The sequence below is a fragment of the Streptomyces jumonjinensis genome, from assembly GCF_009600885.1.
GTDB classification, from domain to species: Bacteria; Actinomycetota; Actinomycetes; order Streptomycetales; family Streptomycetaceae; genus Streptomyces; species Streptomyces jumonjinensis.
The window spans coordinates 193,318-208,038 of the sequence record NZ_VCLA01000170.1 but is presented as its reverse complement, the minus strand read 5'-3'; the positions used below and the strand labels follow the sequence as shown (position 1 = coordinate 208,038).

12 protein-coding genes and 1 pseudogene are annotated in these 14,721 nt (G+C 69.2%); 2 read left to right on the top strand and 11 right to left on the bottom strand.

Annotation, left to right across the window (positions count from 1 at the left end):
* Positions 1–118: 118 nt before the first annotated feature.
* The 3 genes from FF041_RS25775 to bldG form a co-directional block, all read right to left on the bottom strand.
* Complete coding sequence (locus FF041_RS25775) at positions 119–2,524, bottom strand: sodium-translocating pyrophosphatase (protein WP_153524996.1); 2,406 nt, start codon at positions 2,522–2,524, stop codon at positions 119–121.
* Positions 2,525–2,949: 425 nt separating this feature from the next.
* Entirely contained in the window at positions 2,950–3,390 is a 441-nt protein-coding gene (locus FF041_RS25770) for an ATP-binding protein (RefSeq protein ID WP_153524995.1), read from the bottom strand.
* 91 nt (positions 3,391–3,481) lie between these two features.
* The gene (bldG, locus tag FF041_RS25765) at positions 3,482–3,835 is read right to left on the bottom strand and encodes an anti-sigma factor antagonist BldG (protein ID WP_290113361.1); all 354 of its coding nucleotides are present in this window, start codon (positions 3,833–3,835) and stop codon (positions 3,482–3,484) included.
* A gap of 79 nt (positions 3,836–3,914) precedes the next feature.
* Between bldG and FF041_RS25760 the strand changes: the two genes are divergently transcribed.
* Positions 3,915–6,392, top strand: coding sequence for a DEAD/DEAH box helicase (locus FF041_RS25760; protein WP_153524994.1), 2,478 nt, complete (start codon positions 3,915–3,917; stop codon positions 6,390–6,392).
* A 184-nt stretch (positions 6,393–6,576) separates the two neighbouring features.
* Here FF041_RS25760 and FF041_RS40415 read toward each other — a convergent pair whose 3' ends face one another.
* The 6 genes and pseudogenes from FF041_RS40415 to FF041_RS25730 all read right to left on the bottom strand — a co-directional run.
* Positions 6,577–7,296: an Rv3654c family TadE-like protein gene (locus FF041_RS40415; RefSeq protein ID WP_407698196.1), complete on the bottom strand. Its 720-nt coding sequence runs from the start codon at positions 7,294–7,296 to the stop codon at positions 6,577–6,579.
* Between the two features lie 119 nt (positions 7,297–7,415).
* Entirely contained in the window at positions 7,416–7,889 is a 474-nt protein-coding gene (locus FF041_RS25750) for a TadE family type IV pilus minor pilin (RefSeq protein ID WP_153524993.1), read from the bottom strand.
* The gene (locus FF041_RS25745) at positions 7,876–8,040 is read right to left on the bottom strand and encodes a DUF4244 domain-containing protein (protein ID WP_194292179.1); all 165 of its coding nucleotides are present in this window, start codon (positions 8,038–8,040) and stop codon (positions 7,876–7,878) included. The genes FF041_RS25750 and FF041_RS25745 overlap by 14 nt, the downstream gene beginning before the upstream one ends.
* 102 nt (positions 8,041–8,142) lie before the next feature.
* Positions 8,143–8,946: a type II secretion system F family protein gene (locus tag FF041_RS25740; RefSeq protein WP_323392710.1), complete on the bottom strand. Its 804-nt coding sequence runs from the start codon at positions 8,944–8,946 to the stop codon at positions 8,143–8,145.
* Positions 8,943–9,791, bottom strand: a complete 849-nt coding sequence (locus FF041_RS25735) for a type II secretion system F family protein (RefSeq protein ID WP_323392708.1) — start codon at positions 9,789–9,791, stop codon at positions 8,943–8,945. The genes FF041_RS25740 and FF041_RS25735 overlap by 4 nt, the downstream gene beginning before the upstream one ends.
* A pseudogene (locus FF041_RS25730) lies at positions 9,788–10,081 on the bottom strand (ATPase, T2SS/T4P/T4SS family); the annotation flags it as partial. The pseudogene FF041_RS25730 and the gene FF041_RS25735, both read right to left, overlap by 4 nt.
* 105 nt (positions 10,082–10,186) lie before the next feature.
* Between FF041_RS25730 and FF041_RS25725 the strand changes: the two are divergent.
* Positions 10,187–10,939, top strand: coding sequence for a coenzyme F420-0:L-glutamate ligase (locus FF041_RS25725; RefSeq protein ID WP_323392706.1), 753 nt, complete (start codon positions 10,187–10,189; stop codon positions 10,937–10,939).
* Here FF041_RS25725 and FF041_RS25720 read toward each other — a convergent pair.
* Positions 10,934–13,420, bottom strand: coding sequence for a site-specific integrase (locus FF041_RS25720; RefSeq protein ID WP_153524990.1), 2,487 nt, complete (start codon positions 13,418–13,420; stop codon positions 10,934–10,936). The two genes, FF041_RS25725 and FF041_RS25720, sit on opposite strands and share 6 nt — an antisense overlap.
* A complete protein-coding gene (locus FF041_RS25715; RefSeq protein ID WP_323392705.1) occupies positions 13,417–14,715 on the bottom strand; it encodes a tyrosine-type recombinase/integrase in 1,299 nt (432 codons plus the stop codon). Before FF041_RS25715 ends, FF041_RS25720 begins: the two co-directional genes overlap by 4 nt.
* Positions 14,716–14,721 lie beyond the last annotated feature (6 nt).

Genomic DNA, 14,721 nt, shown 5'->3' with positions numbered 1-14,721 from the left:
TTGCATCAAGGGAGAGAAGGCTCACCCGGCCCGACAAAGGGGCGGACGGCGCGTCAATACGCGCCGCCCGCCCGTCTTTTGAGCCGTCCCGGCCGAGGGGACGGGTGTTGAACGGGTGTTAAGAGACCACCGCGGGATCGGGTGACTTCGCGCTCTGCTCGGCCGAGCCGGACTCGTCGCCCACCGCGATGCCGCGCCGCTTGGACACGTACACGGCCCCGACGATGACCGCGATGGCGAGGACCGCCACCAGCGCCCTGACCCCGGGGCTGGCGTCGTCGCCGTAGCTGAACTGGATCACCGCCGGCGCGATCAGCAGCGCCACCAGGTTCATCACCTTGAGCAGCGGGTTGATGGCCGGACCCGCGGTGTCCTTGAACGGGTCGCCGACGGTGTCGCCGATCACGGTCGCGGCATGGGCCTCGCTGCCCTTGCCGCCGTGGTGGCCGTCCTCGACGAGCTTCTTGGCGTTGTCCCACGCGCCGCCCGAGTTGGCGAGGAAGACCGCCATGAGGGTGCCGGTGCCGATCGCGCCCGCGAGGAACGCGCCGAGCGCGCCGACGCCGAGGGAGAAGCCGACCGCGATGGGGGTCAGCACGGCGAGCAGACCGGGCGTGGCGAGCTCCCGGAGCGCGTCCTTGGTGCAGATGTCGACGACCCGCCCGTACTCCGGCTTCTCGGTGTAGTCCATGATCCCGGGGTGCTCGCGGAACTGCCGCCGCACTTCGTAGACCACCGCTCCCGCCGAACGGGAGACCGCGCTGATCGCCAGCCCCGAGAAGAGGAAGACGACCGCGGCGCCGAGGATCAGACCCACGAGATTGTTGGGCTGCGAGATGTCCATCACCAGGTTCATGGGCGCACCGTCCCTGACCTTCTCGCCGACGTCCCTGGCCGCGGTGGCGATGGCGTCACGGTACGAGCCGAAGAGCGCGGCAGCCGCCAGGACGGCGGTCGCGATGGCGATTCCCTTGGTGATCGCCTTGGTGGTGTTGCCGACGGCGTCCAGGTCGGTGAGGACCTGCGCGCCCGCGCCCTGGACGTCGCCGGACATCTCGGCGATGCCCTGCGCGTTGTCGGACACGGGCCCGAAGGTGTCCATGGCGACGATGACGCCGACGGTGGTGAGCAGACCGGTGCCGGCCAGCGCCACCGCGAAGAGGGCGAGCATGATCGAGGTGCCGCCGAGCAGGAACGCCCCGTAGACGCCGAGCCCGATCAGCAGCGCGGTGTAGACGGCGGATTCCAGACCGATGGAGATACCGGCGAGTACGACGGTGGCGGGCCCGGTCAGCGAGGACTTGCCGATGTCCCGGACCGGACGGCGGTTGGTCTCGGTGAAGTAGCCGGTCAGCTGCTGGATCAGGGCCGCCAGCACGATGCCGATGGCAACGGCGACCAGGGCGAGGACCCGCGGGTCCCCCTCATGGGCGCTGATGGCGCTCTCGGTGACGCCCTTGAGATCCGCGTACGAGGACGGGAGGTAGGCGTAGACCGCCGCGGCCACCAGGGCGAGCGAGATCACCGCGGAGATGAAGAAGCCCCGGTTGATGGCGGTCATCCCGCTGCGATCGGCGCGCCGCGGGGCGACCGCGAAGATGCCGATCATCGCGGTGACCACGCCGATCGCCGGAACGATCAGCGGAAAGGCGAGTCCGGCGTCGCCGAAGGCCGCCTTGCCGAGGATGAGCGCCGCGACGAGTGTGACGGCGTACGACTCGAAGAGGTCGGCGGCCATTCCGGCGCAGTCGCCGACGTTGTCGCCCACGTTGTCGGCGATGGTCGCCGCGTTGCGCGGATCGTCCTCGGGGATGCCCTGCTCGACCTTGCCCACGAGATCGGCGCCGACGTCGGCCGCCTTGGTGAAGATGCCGCCGCCGACTCGCATGAACATGGCGATCAGCGCGGCGCCGAGACCGAAGCCCTCCAGGACCTTGGGGGCGTCGGCCGCGTAGACGAGAACGACGCAGGAAGCGCCCAGCAGGCCGAGGCCCACGGTGAACATGCCGACCACGCCGCCGGTACGGAAAGCGATCTTCATGGCTTTGTGCGCGACGGCCGTCAGATCCTTCGCCGGTTCGCCGTCCGCCGGGGTCGCCTCTCGCGCGGCCGCGGCCACGCGCACATTGGCCCGTACGGCCAGACGCATACCGATGTATCCGGTGGCCGCCGAGAAAAGCGCGCCCACCAGGAAGAACACGGAACGCCCGGCGCGTTGAGCCCAGTCGTCCGCCGGAAGGAGCAACAGCAGGAAGAACACCACGACGGCGAAGAGGCCGAGGGTGCGCAACTGCCGCGACAGATAGGCATTCGCGCCTTCCTGTACAGCGGCGGCGATCTCTTTCATGGAATCGGTGCCCTCGCCGGCGGCCAGCACCTGGCGCACCAGCACTTGAGCCACGACGAGCGCGGCGAGCGCCACCGCCGCGATGACAATGACGATCAGCCGATTGTCATCCGTGAGTACAGCTGCCGCGAGGGCAGCCGGGTGATCAGTCGGGTCTGGGATGAAGAGCCCCGCCATTCGTCCTCCTTGACGTCGTTCAGAGCCCAAGATGTGGACGGATTGTAGGGAGCGGAACCAGATCAAAACAGGGCGCGACAAATGGAATTGACCTTCAGCTGCTACTCAGCAAATGATCGAGTTCCGAAAATGTACTCAAAAGCAGTAACGGGGCAAAGGCATTGACGCTTGATCAATGATCTATAGAGCTGATCTGCAGAACAGATCTATGGACTGATCCGGGGCATGAAAAAGAGGCCCTGCTGAGCAGGACCTCTACGGGGAGGAGAAGGCGCCACCCCGTCGGACGGCATGCGGCGAACGCCCGGCCGGTGCGCCCGGGGCGGGGAGGGGTCGGGGGAGGGTCAGGGCGGCGCGGTGCCGTCCGAGCAGCTCAGAACCAGCTCAGAACCAGCGTCAGCACGGCCGGAGCGGCCCGGAGCGGGTCAGGGAAGCACCGATACGGGGGCCGTGGGCCAGCTCATCCGGATCACTCCGCCCTCGTCGGTGGAGCTCACCTCCATGTCGTCGACGAGGCCGCTGATGACCGCGAGACCCATCTCGTCCTCGCCGTCGGCATCCTCGTCGGCGGCGCCTCCCGAGCCGGAGGCCGCCCGGGAGCCGTCGGATCCCGGGGCGGGGACCTCGTCCCCCACCTCGATCGAGAACGTCTTGTCCTCGTCGGTCAGCACGACCCGAACCGGCGCGGTGATCCCATGACTGCGGTGCAGCCCGACAGCACGGCTGCACGCCTCGCCGACCGCGAGCCTGACCTCGTCGAGCACCGCCTCGTCCACCCCGGCCCGGCGCGCCACGGCAGCGGCCACCAAACGGGCGGTCCTGACATGCTCGGGCTGGGCACTGAAGCGAAGTTCGACGGTGGCCATGCGATCCCCCTCAGACGTACGGGCGTGCTTGTCGGAGGCCCGGGCTGGCTGCCCGGTGCCCCTCTCTTCCTCCGATGGTCTCCGACCGGCCTCAGTCCGTGGCCGCGACGGCCTCCTCGACCGTGGTGTGGATCGGGAACACCTTGGTCAGGCCCGTGATCCGGAAAATCTTGAGAATGCGCTCCTGGTTGCAGACCAGGCGCAGCGAGCCCTCATGCGCGCGCACGCGCTTCAGGCCGCCCACCAGCACACCGAGCCCGGTGGAGTCGAGGAAGTCCACGCCCTCCATGTCGACGACCAGGTGGTAGCTGCCGTCGTTCACCAACTCGACCAACTGCTCGCGCAGCTTGGGCGCGGTATAAACATCAATCTCGCCACCGACCTCGACGACCGTACGGTCGCCGGCAGGCCCGGACACATTGCGAGTCGACAGGGACAGGTCCACGGATCCTCCAGCACCTTGCTATCGAGCGGCCGCCCCCTGAGGTCTCCCCGGCGGAGCCGGGGGACGGTCGCCAGCCGCGATGGCATTCAATCACTTACCAGCAGCCATGCACGACGCCTTGGGACCATTGTCCGTCACACCAGTGACACACTCGGTGCCGATGGCCAAGAATCTCCGTCCCAGACGACCTCCCGAGAGCGGGGAATCCCGCCCCTCCCCCGGTACGGTCCTCGACCGGCTCGCCGCGGGGGCGGGCCGGGCCGCGCGCATCACTCATACGGAGCACTTGCCCCCGCGACCGGGCAGGCATGCCGTCTGGCCCGACCGCATCCGCCCAGAAGTGATCAACGCCATTCAGCGGGCCGGCGTCGAGCACCCCTGGGCCCACCAGGCAGCCGCCGCCGAGCACGCCCTGGACGGCGAGTCGGTCGTCATCGCCACCGGAACCGCTTCGGGCAAGTCCCTGGCCTATCTCGCCCCCGTGCTCACCACCCTCCTCGACGGCTCCGAGGCCCCGAACGGCCGCGGCGCGACCGCTCTGTACCTCGCCCCGACCAAAGCGCTCGCCGCCGATCAGTGCCGCGCGGTCAAGGAGCTGGCGGCCCCGCTGGGCAACCGGATCCGGCCCGCGGTCTACGACGGTGACACCCCGGTCGAGGAGCGCGAGTGGGTACGGCAGTACGCCTCCTATGTCCTGACCAATCCGGACATGCTCCACCGGGGCATCCTGCCCTCACACCCCCGCTGGTCCTCCTTTCTGCGCGCCCTGCGCTATGTCGTCATCGACGAGTGCCACACCTACCGGGGCGTCTTCGGCTCGCATGTCGCCCAGGTGCTGCGCCGATTGCGGCGGATATGCGCCCGCTACGGAACGCACCCCGTCTTCCTTCTCGCCTCGGCCACGGCGGCGCAGCCCGCCCTGGCCGCCGGACGGCTCACCGGGCTGCCCACGGTGGAGGTCTCCGACGACGCCTCACCCCGCGGTGAACTGGTCTTCGCCCTCTGGGAGCCCCCGCTCACCGAGCTCCACGGCGAGAAGGGGGCTCCCGTCCGCCGTACCGCCACGGCGGAGACCGCGGACCTCCTCACCGATCTGACCGTGCAGGGGGTCCGCACGGTGGCGTTCGTACGCTCCCGCCGGGGCGCCGAGCTGGTCTCGGTGATCGCCAAGGAGCGTCTGGCGGAGGTGGACCGATCGCTGCCCCGGCGGGTCGCCGCCTACCGGGGCGGCTATCTGCCCGAGGAGCGCCGGGCCCTGGAGCGCGCCCTGCACTCCGGCGAACTCCTCGGGCTGGCCGCCACCACCGCCCTGGAGCTCGGCCTGGACGTCTCCGGCCTGGACGCGGTGGTGATCGCCGGATATCCGGGAACCCGGGCCTCGCTGTGGCAGCAGGCGGGCCGCGCCGGGCGCGCCGGCCAGGGCGCCCTGGCCGTCCTCGTCGCCCGCGACGATCCGCTGGACACCTATCTGGTCCACCATCCCGACGCGATCTTCCGGCAGCCGGTGGAGTCCACCGTCCTCGACCCGGACAACCCGTATGTCCTCGCCCCCCATCTGTGCGCCGCGGCGGCCGAGCTGCCGCTGACCGAGACCGATCTGGAGCTCTTCGGCCCCGCGACCGCCGAGCTGATGCCCCAGCTGGAGTCCGCCGGGCTGCTGCGCCGCCGGGCGACGGGCTGGCACTGGACCCGGCGGGAGCGGGCCGCCGATCTGACCGACATCCGGGGCGGCGGCGGGCGGCCGGTCCAGATCGTCGAGGCCGGCACCGGAAGGCTGCTGGGAACGGTCGACGAGTCGGCCGCCCACACCGCGGTCCACGACGGGGCCGTCCATCTCCACCAGGGCCGCACCTATCTGGTCCGACGGCTGGACTTGGAGGACTCGGTGGCCCTCGTGGAGGAGGCGGCGCCGCCGTACTCCACCACCGCTCGTGACACCACCTCCGTCTCCGTGCTCGAAACCGACATCGAGGTCCCCTGGGGCGACGGCCGTCTCTGCTACGGCTCCGTCGAGGTCACCAACCAGGTCGTCTCCTTTCTGCGCCGCAAACTCATCACCGGCGAAGTGCTCGGCGAGACCAGGCTCGATCTCCCGCCGCGCACGCTGCGCACCCGGGCCGTGTGGTGGACAGTCACCGAGGGCCAGCTGGACGCCGCCCGGGTGAACCCGGAGCAGCTGGGCGGCGCTCTGCACGCCGCCGAGCACGCCTCCATCGGCATGCTTCCGCTCTTCGCCACCTGCGACCGCTGGGACATCGGCGGGGTCTCGGTGCCGCTCCACCCGGACACGATGCTGCCGACGGTCTTCGTCTACGACGGCCACCCGGGCGGCGCGGGCTTCGCCGAGCGGGCCTTCCACACGGCCCGCGAGTGGCTCACCGCGACCCGCGAGGCCATCGCGGTCTGCGAGTGCGAGGCGGGCTGCCCTTCCTGCATCCAGTCCCCGAAGTGCGGCAACGGCAATGAGCCGCTGCACAAACGGGGTGCGGTGCGCCTGCTGACCGAGCTGCTGAAGGGCGCGCCCGAGGAGGCGCCCGGCCCACCGCCCGCCGACTGAACCGGGCCCCTGGCTCCTCGCACTCCCGCGCTCCCCGCCGGGGGACCGATGGGCCCTCTGGGTGCCCCGGGGCCCCCGGCGGCCGGATGAGATACCGGTCGGCCCTGCGGCGCCCTCGGGCGCAGCCGGGCGGCCCGCCTGGTGCGTTCGGGGCTGGTTCGACCTGGCTTGCCTCCCCGGGGGGCTATGGACTGGTCGGCCCGCCTGGCCCCGGAAGCTGGGGGCTGGTTCGATCTGGCTTGCCCCCCGGGGGCCGGTCGACCCGCCTGTGCCCCGAGAGCCGGGGGTCGGGGGGGCGGTCGGCCTGCCTGGCCCCGCCGGGGGACCGGCCGCCCTCCCCGGCACCCCGGGGCCGCAGCCCGCCTGGTCGACCGAACCCGGGGGCTGGGATCGGCCCGCCTGGTCGACCGACGTACCGGCGGCGGTAGGCACCTCGCCCCAGGCCCGGCCGCCTACCGCCGCGGGTCGGCTCCCTCCCCCGCCCCCGCCGTGGAGGAGCCCGCTCCCCACCCCGGCCGCCGGCCTCGGGCCGCCGTCCCGCCCCCGGCCGATCACCGGCGCTCAGCCGGTCCGCAGCCGCCGGGCCCCGGCGCATGGCCGGCGCCTCCGGGCCCATGGCATCCTGCGGAACGCCCACCGCCTCCGCAGGGCCCGCACGGGATCGGATCTCAGGAGCGTAGGGGCCGAACCGGACCCGAGCGGTCACCTCGGCGATCTCGCCCCGCACCGCGCACCTCACCACCTCCGCACCCTGGGCACGGGCGACCTCGGCAGCCTTCCCGCAGGCGGCGGTGGGGCTCGGCAAGGCATGGCCGGCGGCTGCCAGGGCCGCCAGATCCGCCGCCCCGGCCGCCCTGTGGCGAACCGCCACGACCTGGCCCATCGCCAGCACCGCCGCGAACACCAGGCACAGCACCGTCGCCGCCAGCGCCGCCCACACCGTTGCCGACCCCCGGTCCCTGCCCGTGACCGGAAGCGCGCTCAGGGCGGCCCCCGGAGCCCTGAGAGCGCCGAAGACCCCGTTCACCACGGAGCCCCGTCCCCACCCGCGCCGGGCGGCTGCGTCCGCGCGTCCGGAGCGGGCCGGCTCACCGAGTCCTCGGCCAGGGCCACGGCATCGGCGCTCAGGCTCAGCGCACCCGGTCCCGGAATATCCGCCGAGACCCGCACCCGCCACAGACCACCCGTCCGCCACAGCGCCACCCCGGCCCCCGCCGGGGCCGCCGAACGGGCAGCCGCCACGACCACGGAGCGCGGCTCGGACCGGGCCGCCGCCCTGGCCCCCGCCCTGGCCGCGTCGACGCACTGAATCTGCGCCGAGGCCGCCGTCAGCGCCCACACCAGCGTCATGGTGAAGACGACCAGAGCCGGAACCGCGACGGCCGCCTCCGCCGTCACCGATCCCCGGTCACCCGGTCCGCGGCACGCCAAGGGCCCGCCCCCAGCACCCGGACCGGCACCACGCCCGCGATCGTGGTCGTGGTCAGAACTGCGCATCGAGCGCCTTGCCGATCAGCGATTCGAGCGCGCCCGAGACCGCACCGCTGGTGACGATCTTGTACAGGACCGCGGCGAAGGCGCACGCGGCGATGGTCCCCATCGCGTACTCGGATGTGGTCATTCCCGAGTCCCCGCGCCTCCCGCGCATCGCACAGGCCGCCCGCAGCAGCCCACGCGGGCCCCTCGGCCACCGTTTCCGTACCGGATTCCCGGTCATCCCTGCCTCCTAGACCTCTCATCGACCTCTGGTTCAGTTGCCGCTCAGCAATCCGTCCGCAAGCCCGATCACCACCGGGGCCACCCCGACCGCGAGAAACGCGGGGAGAAAGCACAGCCCGACCGGCGCGGTGATCAGAACCTGGGCCCTGCGGCCCCGGGCGACGACCGCGCGCGCCCGGTCCGCGTGCAGCCGCCGGGCCGTCCGGGACACCGCTTCCGCGGCCGGGGCTCCCGTGGAATCGGCCCGCTCAAGGCAGCGGGCCAGCTCCGCCGCCCCCGGCACCCGGGCCAAGGAGCCCCAGGCCCGTGCCGGTTCGCCGCCGAGCCGCAGCTCGGCCGCCGTCTGCGTCAGCCGGTCGCCGAGGGGGCCGCCCAGGGACTCCCCGACGGCCTCCGCCGCCTCACGCGGCCCCGCACCGGCCAAGACGCAGGCCGCCAGCAGATCCGCTGCCAGCGGCAGCCGGTGAGCCTCCCCCGGGGCGATGGCCGCCGGGCCGGGGGCACGAGGACGGCCGCGCTGCCAACGCCGTACGCCGGAGGCCGCGATGAGCCCCACGACCACGCCGAGCGCACCTTCGACGAGAACCCACCCCGCGATCGCAGCTCCCAGGGGAGCCGCCGCCGGAGCCCCCAGCCGCGCCAGCCGCAGCAGCTGCGACATGGGGCACCGCCATCCCCGCCGCCGGTGCTCGTGCTCCACCGCGAGCAGCGCCTCGCCACGCCCGCGCACCCCGCGCTCCCGGTGCCGCCCGGCGACGGCGAGCCCCAGCCAGAGGGCCCCGGCGAGCAGGGACGTCACCACCCCCAGCCGGTGCGCGGCGTCCCAGGCCGTCACCGCTTCCCTCCCCGGACGATCCGGGCGGCCCAGCACAGCCCGGCGGCCTCCAGTGCCCCTCCGATCAGCAGACACATCAGACCTGCCGGGGTGTGCAGCAGGACCCGTAACGGCTCGGCCCCCAGCGCCCAGCCCATGGCCAGGCCCACCACAGGAAGCAGGGCCAGCAGCCCGGTGGTCGACCGCGCCCCCGCCAGCTGGGCCCGCAGCTCCTCGCGCTGGTCCCGCTCCTCCCGCAGCGCCGCCTCCAGCCGGTCCAGCCCCGCCCCCAGGCCCGCCCCGCTGTCCAGGGCCACCCGCCAGCAGGCGGCGACCCCCGCCAGCCCGTCCGTGCCCGGCTCCCGCGCGGCGTCCAGCAGCGCCCGTGGCACATCGCCCCCGAAGCGGGCCGCCGCGACCACCGCCGGCTCCGCCGGGCCCAGAGCGCCGGTGGCCCCGGCGGCCATCACCAGCGCCTGCCCCGGCTGGAACCCCGCCCGCAGCTCCCCGGCGACCGCGCCGCACAGCGCGATCACCGCCTCGGCCCGCCGGTCACGCTCCCGCCTTCGCTCCCCGGCCCTCAGCCGCCGCCCCACCAGCGGCACCGCCGCCGCCCCGGCGATCAGCGGCAGCACCGACTCTCCCAGCACCGCCAGAACCGTCGCCACCGGCAGACAGAGCCACTCCCGCCGTGACCGCAGCCCTGGAAGCAGCCAGCCCGGGGACCGTCGCGGGGCGCGCTCCACCACACCGACTCCCGCGAGAAGCAGCCGTGCCCTGGCCGGGCCCGGACGCCGCCCGGCCAGGAGCCACGCCGCCGCGCCCGCCAGCGCCGCCGCCGCGTGCAGGGGATCGGCCGTGATCACAACGCACCTCCCATCAGCCTCCGCAGCCGCTCCCAGCCCCGCTCCCGGGCGAACGCCTCCGCTCCCCACCGCAGCGCGGGAACGGTGCGCACCAACCCTTCCGTGTCCCGCTCCAGCACGTGCACCTCGGCGATCCGCCGCACACCGCACCGGTCCCGTGCAAGATGGATCACCACCGAGAGCGCCGCCGCCAGCTGGCTGTGCAGCGCGGCCCGGTCGAGACCGGCGGCGGTGCCGAGCGCCTCAAGCCGGGCCGGGACATCGGCGGCGGCATTGGCGTGGACCGTGCCTTCTCTGAACTAAGAATTGGATCTTGGGAGAGTGCCTCGGAAGGTCTCGAGAGCGTTGATGGACTGCCTGAACTCGCCTGCTGTGCATGACCGATGGAGGTCCCTGTGATCACTTCCGCCTTCTCGGCAGTGGCTGTCGAGCCATTCCCGGAGATCAAGCCGCAGGACGACTTGGGAGGGACTATCGCCGCAGTCCTCAGCGAGCAGGGAATCGAGCTGCGACAGGGGGATGTCCTCGTTGTTGCGTCCAAAATCGTTTCGATCTCGGAGGATCGATACGTCGATCTCGCGTCGATCACTCCGAGCGATGAGGCCCTGCGACTGTCAGGTCTGACGGGCAAGCCGGCGGAACTGGTTCAGCTGATCCTCGATGAATCGGTCGAGCACTTCGTGGCCGGAGAGCGAGGCCCGATCATTGCCCGCCACCGGCTCGGCTATCTGCTCACATCGGCTGGAGTTGACCGCGCGGGGGCCGAGGGGGCATGGCTATTGCCCTCGGATCCCGACGCCTCGGCCCGTGCTCTGCGTACTGCCATCCATGCCGCAACTAACGCTGATGTGGCCGTTGTTATTGCGGACTCTGATGGCCGGGAAGACCGACGTGGTTCAACGGTCATCTCGGTAGGTGCCGCTGGAATCTCGCCGCTCCGGGTGACCGAAAGCATCGAGGCCGATGGACGGTTGAAGCACCAGGAGGAGACTCTGACTGACATGGTTGCGGCAGCTGCTGGGTTGATTCTCGGGCAGCGTGGTCGTGGCGTCCCAGTTGTAGTTATCAGCGGGATTTCCTATAAAGCTAGTGACGATGGTGTCCGTTCCGCACTTCATCACGGGATTCCACCTGTTCATGGCTCATGACCCGGTGCCTGGGGCGCACTTCGCAGGGGCGTCGGGAGGCGTCGAGAGTTGCCTGAAGGTCGGGATACCGAGGTCGACCATCGTGGTGCGTCGGGCCTGGGAGGCATCGAGCCGTGCGAGCTTCTCCTTGGCAGCGGCCTGGCTGACCTCCAGGCCCTCGACGTCGGCGAGCCAGCCTTCACGGATGGCCTCTGCGAGCCTGGCCGTGAGGTTTTCGTGGACCTCTTCAAGTCGGTGGCGCTCGTCTGGGTCAACGATTAGGACCGGGCATCTGATGCAAGCGTGTTCATGGATGCAATCTGTTCCATAGGCGCGGCCGCACGTTCCCATGGAGAGCTTCCTTCGCTCGAAGTGCCCCAGGAACTCTTCCCATTCTTCGGAAGTGACTGCCCTGTATTCCTCGGCTGGCCTTAGGGTGCGCCGTCGGGCAATGAAGGCGCGATGTGCTTCGATCGCAGCTGCGGGATAGACCGCGTTGTAGCCCATCGTCGTGTTGATATTTCCATGCCCGGCGATGATCTGTGCAATGTGTGGGGGCATTCCATTGAGAATGGCATCGGTGATGAAGATTCTTCGAAAGTCATGGGGCTGAAATTTAAGCGGTTTGCCGGCCTTGTCCTCCAGTCCGGACGCTTCCAGCGTCTCGTCGATAGCCTGCCGGATCGTGTTAACTGACAATGGACGATCTTCCCCCGTGGCATTCCATTGATATAGAAGCGGCATTGGAGAGTTCCATGTTCTCTCATGTTTGTCATAGCTCGGGATTACGGGGATTGATCCATCCCTTCCTCGCACCCGGTAGACGGCAGCACTGAGGACGTCGGCGAGCTCGGGGCTGATCAGCAGGAGCCGTTCTTCCTCGGTTTTCGATGGGGCAATGTGCAGTAGTGGCACGATTTCCCCGGTTGTAGGGAGCTTGTACTGAATGATGCTGTGATGGCTGAGCTCAAACAGTTCCTCGGAGCGAATTCCGGTGTGTCTCAGGATCTCAATTGTGGCCCACGCCCAGAAGGCTCGTTTCTCTTCAGCGCCCAGGTCCCGCCGCTTGCCGTGCGAGTCGTAAGTGTGAGTCGGTTGGCCGCCAGACCTTGTCGCGCCCTTGCTCTTGCGAAACGTCTCTCCCAGTACTTCAAAGGATGATCCGAAGGGTGCCGCATATAGAGCTTCAAGCCTGATGCTGGCCTCTTTCAAACGGCGCTCTGCCACTCTGATCAGAGTCGGCAAGACGGGAAGGCGTTCACGGGTCCGCTGGTCGGACCTGGACTTCTGCTGCTTCTCAAGTTTCTTGATGGACGTCTCGTCCGAACTGATCGGGCATCGTGTGACCCACGGCCCCCAACGGCCCGGCTCATCAGCCGCCCAGTGGGCAATATCGAGATAGAACGCCCTCACCAACATCAAGATTGCGGGAGCGCCGATCCGGGGCTTCACCACCTCCTGGACAGACCCGTCAGACTGCCGTTCGCGCACTATCTTCGTGGCGATCCGCGCCTTCCACTCCGTCACTGCTTCGGGCGGAAGGTTCAGGGAGGAGACACCAGGAGTGTGTAGCTCGACATTGCGCCAGAAGTTGTTCGCCAAGACCGTCGACATCTGTTTCAGCGTGTTGTAGTCAACCGAGGGACGTCGCTCGTCCAAGTAGTCAACGATCAGGTCGCGAATGGGGCGGCACTGGATCCGATATCGATCAACCAGCTCTGCGGTGGAAACCTGTCCGGTGCGGACGGTCAGATGCCGCAGAGTAGCTGGTGCATCGTGCGGGAACTGACCGAGCCGGCGAAGCCATTGATAGGCGATCTGAGTCGACCGGGACGTGGTTCTGCTCTGGTCGAGCCGCAACGAAAGCAGATCACCAACTTGAATGTCACGGATGCCTCCACCGTGTGCGGCCACAACTTGTGCCAGCGTCTTCATGGACCGAGAAGAATCTGCGGTGCCCAACTCTTCGGCAGTGAGCGATGCTTCGAGCAGATTGAATCCTTCAGGGTCTCGGGCAGCGGCAATCGCTGGACGCAAATATCGCGAGCCGTTCGTGCTCAGCCATGACGGATGGGGACGAACGACATCGGCGCAGACCAAAGCCAGCAGACCCGAGGAGACCACTCCGATCTGTGCCCGGCCGCCCGACTGCAAGATCCAGTCCAGGGCCGTGTCACGCCAATCGGCAGGTGCCTCCGGAGCTGGGCTTGCCAACCAGCGCTGTTGCCAGGTGCCACCCGGGAACGTCTCCAGCCACTCCAGGAGCCAGCGAGCACCGACCAGACGGGAGCTCTGCGAAGCAGTGCGCTCCAGCCGCAAAGGAGGCTGACGCAGACGCTCAATCACCGCTTCACGGCTGGCACTTGTCGCAGGCCACGTGTCCAGAAGAGGGCGCGGGGGAAACTTCTGAAGCAGAGAGATTACCTCAGCACCTGCAAGCGACAGGGAATCGCCATCCACCTCGGGAAGGTCAACGTCGAGCTGTTGGACCTGCTGCGTCATAGTGGTCCTCCGAAGAGATTGTTCAGCGAGTCGGGGTTGTATCCAGGCGCCGGCTGCGGAGGCTGCGGATGAAGGCGCTTTCGCTCTTGCCGTGCCAGATGCGCCCGCCCCTGTTCAATGACTTCATCGAGGCTGGGTATTAGATACCGCTGGGTGGTCGACAAGTACCTGTGAGCAAGGATCTGTTGAACGTAGAGGATGGACATCTCAGGGTCGTTGGCCATGCGGTAGGCAGCAGTGTGCCGCAGGTCATGGAGCGTCCAATTTGAGCCGAGGAGCTGTTGTGCACGCATGAACATTGCTCGGGCCGCGTGATAGCTCAAGGGCCGCCAGGGTCGTCGCAATGTGCACCACAGGGGCTCGTTGCGGCCGCGAGGCGACCCCTTGCGCCAGAACTCCTCTTGGTAGAGACGCAGCCAGATGAACGCGTCCGGAGAGGCTGGGAGCTGCTGGTAATCTTCCGTTCCCTTGCGGATGACACCGATGACCTGTTCGCCGGCCAGGACATCGCGCTGTCGACTGGTGAGCAGCTCTTCCGCACGAGATCCGGTAGCCGCCCAGGATGCCAACAGGGCGCGGTCTCTGTCCCATTCAAGTCCAGCGAAGATCTCGGCATACTTCTCATCAGGGATACGCCGCGGGACCCGTGCCGGAATCTTGGGGCGATACCGACCTGAACCTTCGGGCAGGAATCCATCCATTGGGTTGTGATGGGCGTGCGCTCGGGACGCCCGACGCGAGCGGGCCAGCGGAAACGGGTTGACGATCAGGGAACCTGAGTTGCTTTCGAGATGGAAATCATAGAACCCCCTGAGAACCGTCTCGCTGTGCGCCCGCGTGTTGGGTGAGTACTTGGTGCCGATGCTCGGCTTTCCAGTCACCGGATTTGGCGTGCCCGGGGGCAGCTTTTTGGGCCCTGGTGCCCTCGGGGTCGACGGAACCGGGGCCGGGACTGTTCCGCGATGACGCCAGTGATCCCTCTTCGGCTTGTCGGCGTACTGCATCCAGAGGCAGAAGTCCCGAGCGTCTTCGCGCTGGACCTTGTCCCACTCCAGACCCAAGGCCCACAGAAACCGCCACCAGCGCAGCAGGTCCATGCCGTACGAGCGGATGGTGGTAGCAGGACTCCCGCCGGCCTGGACGTCCTTGAAGTAGAGCGCCACGGGCTCGACCCGGCTGCCTTCAGGATCGATCAAGCGGTACGGCTCCCACGGATCACCCGTCTCGTGGAGTGCTCCGATCTCAGGCAGCACAAATCTCTTCAAGTCCCGCTCGGGACTGCCCAGTTGTGTCACGAACGG

Bases quoted from the DNA above. Each gene is read 5' to 3' on its own strand.
- FF041_RS25775 (WP_153524996.1), bottom strand. From the start codon at position 2,524: ATGGCGGGGCTCTTCATCCCAGACCCGACTGATCACCCGGCTGCCCTC.
- FF041_RS25770 (WP_153524995.1), bottom strand. From the start codon at position 3,390: ATGGCCACCGTCGAACTTCGCTTCAGTGCCCAGCCCGAGCATGTCAGG.
- FF041_RS25760 (WP_153524994.1), top strand. From the start codon at position 3,915: ATGGCATTCAATCACTTACCAGCAGCCATGCACGACGCCTTGGGACCA.
- FF041_RS25750 (WP_153524993.1), bottom strand. From the start codon at position 7,889: ATGCGCAGTTCTGACCACGACCACGATCGCGGGCGTGGTGCCGGTCCG.
- FF041_RS25745 (WP_194292179.1), bottom strand. From the start codon at position 8,040: ATGCGCGGGAGGCGCGGGGACTCGGGAATGACCACATCCGAGTACGCG.
- FF041_RS25720 (WP_153524990.1), bottom strand. From the start codon at position 13,420: ATGACGCAGCAGGTCCAACAGCTCGACGTTGACCTTCCCGAGGTGGAT.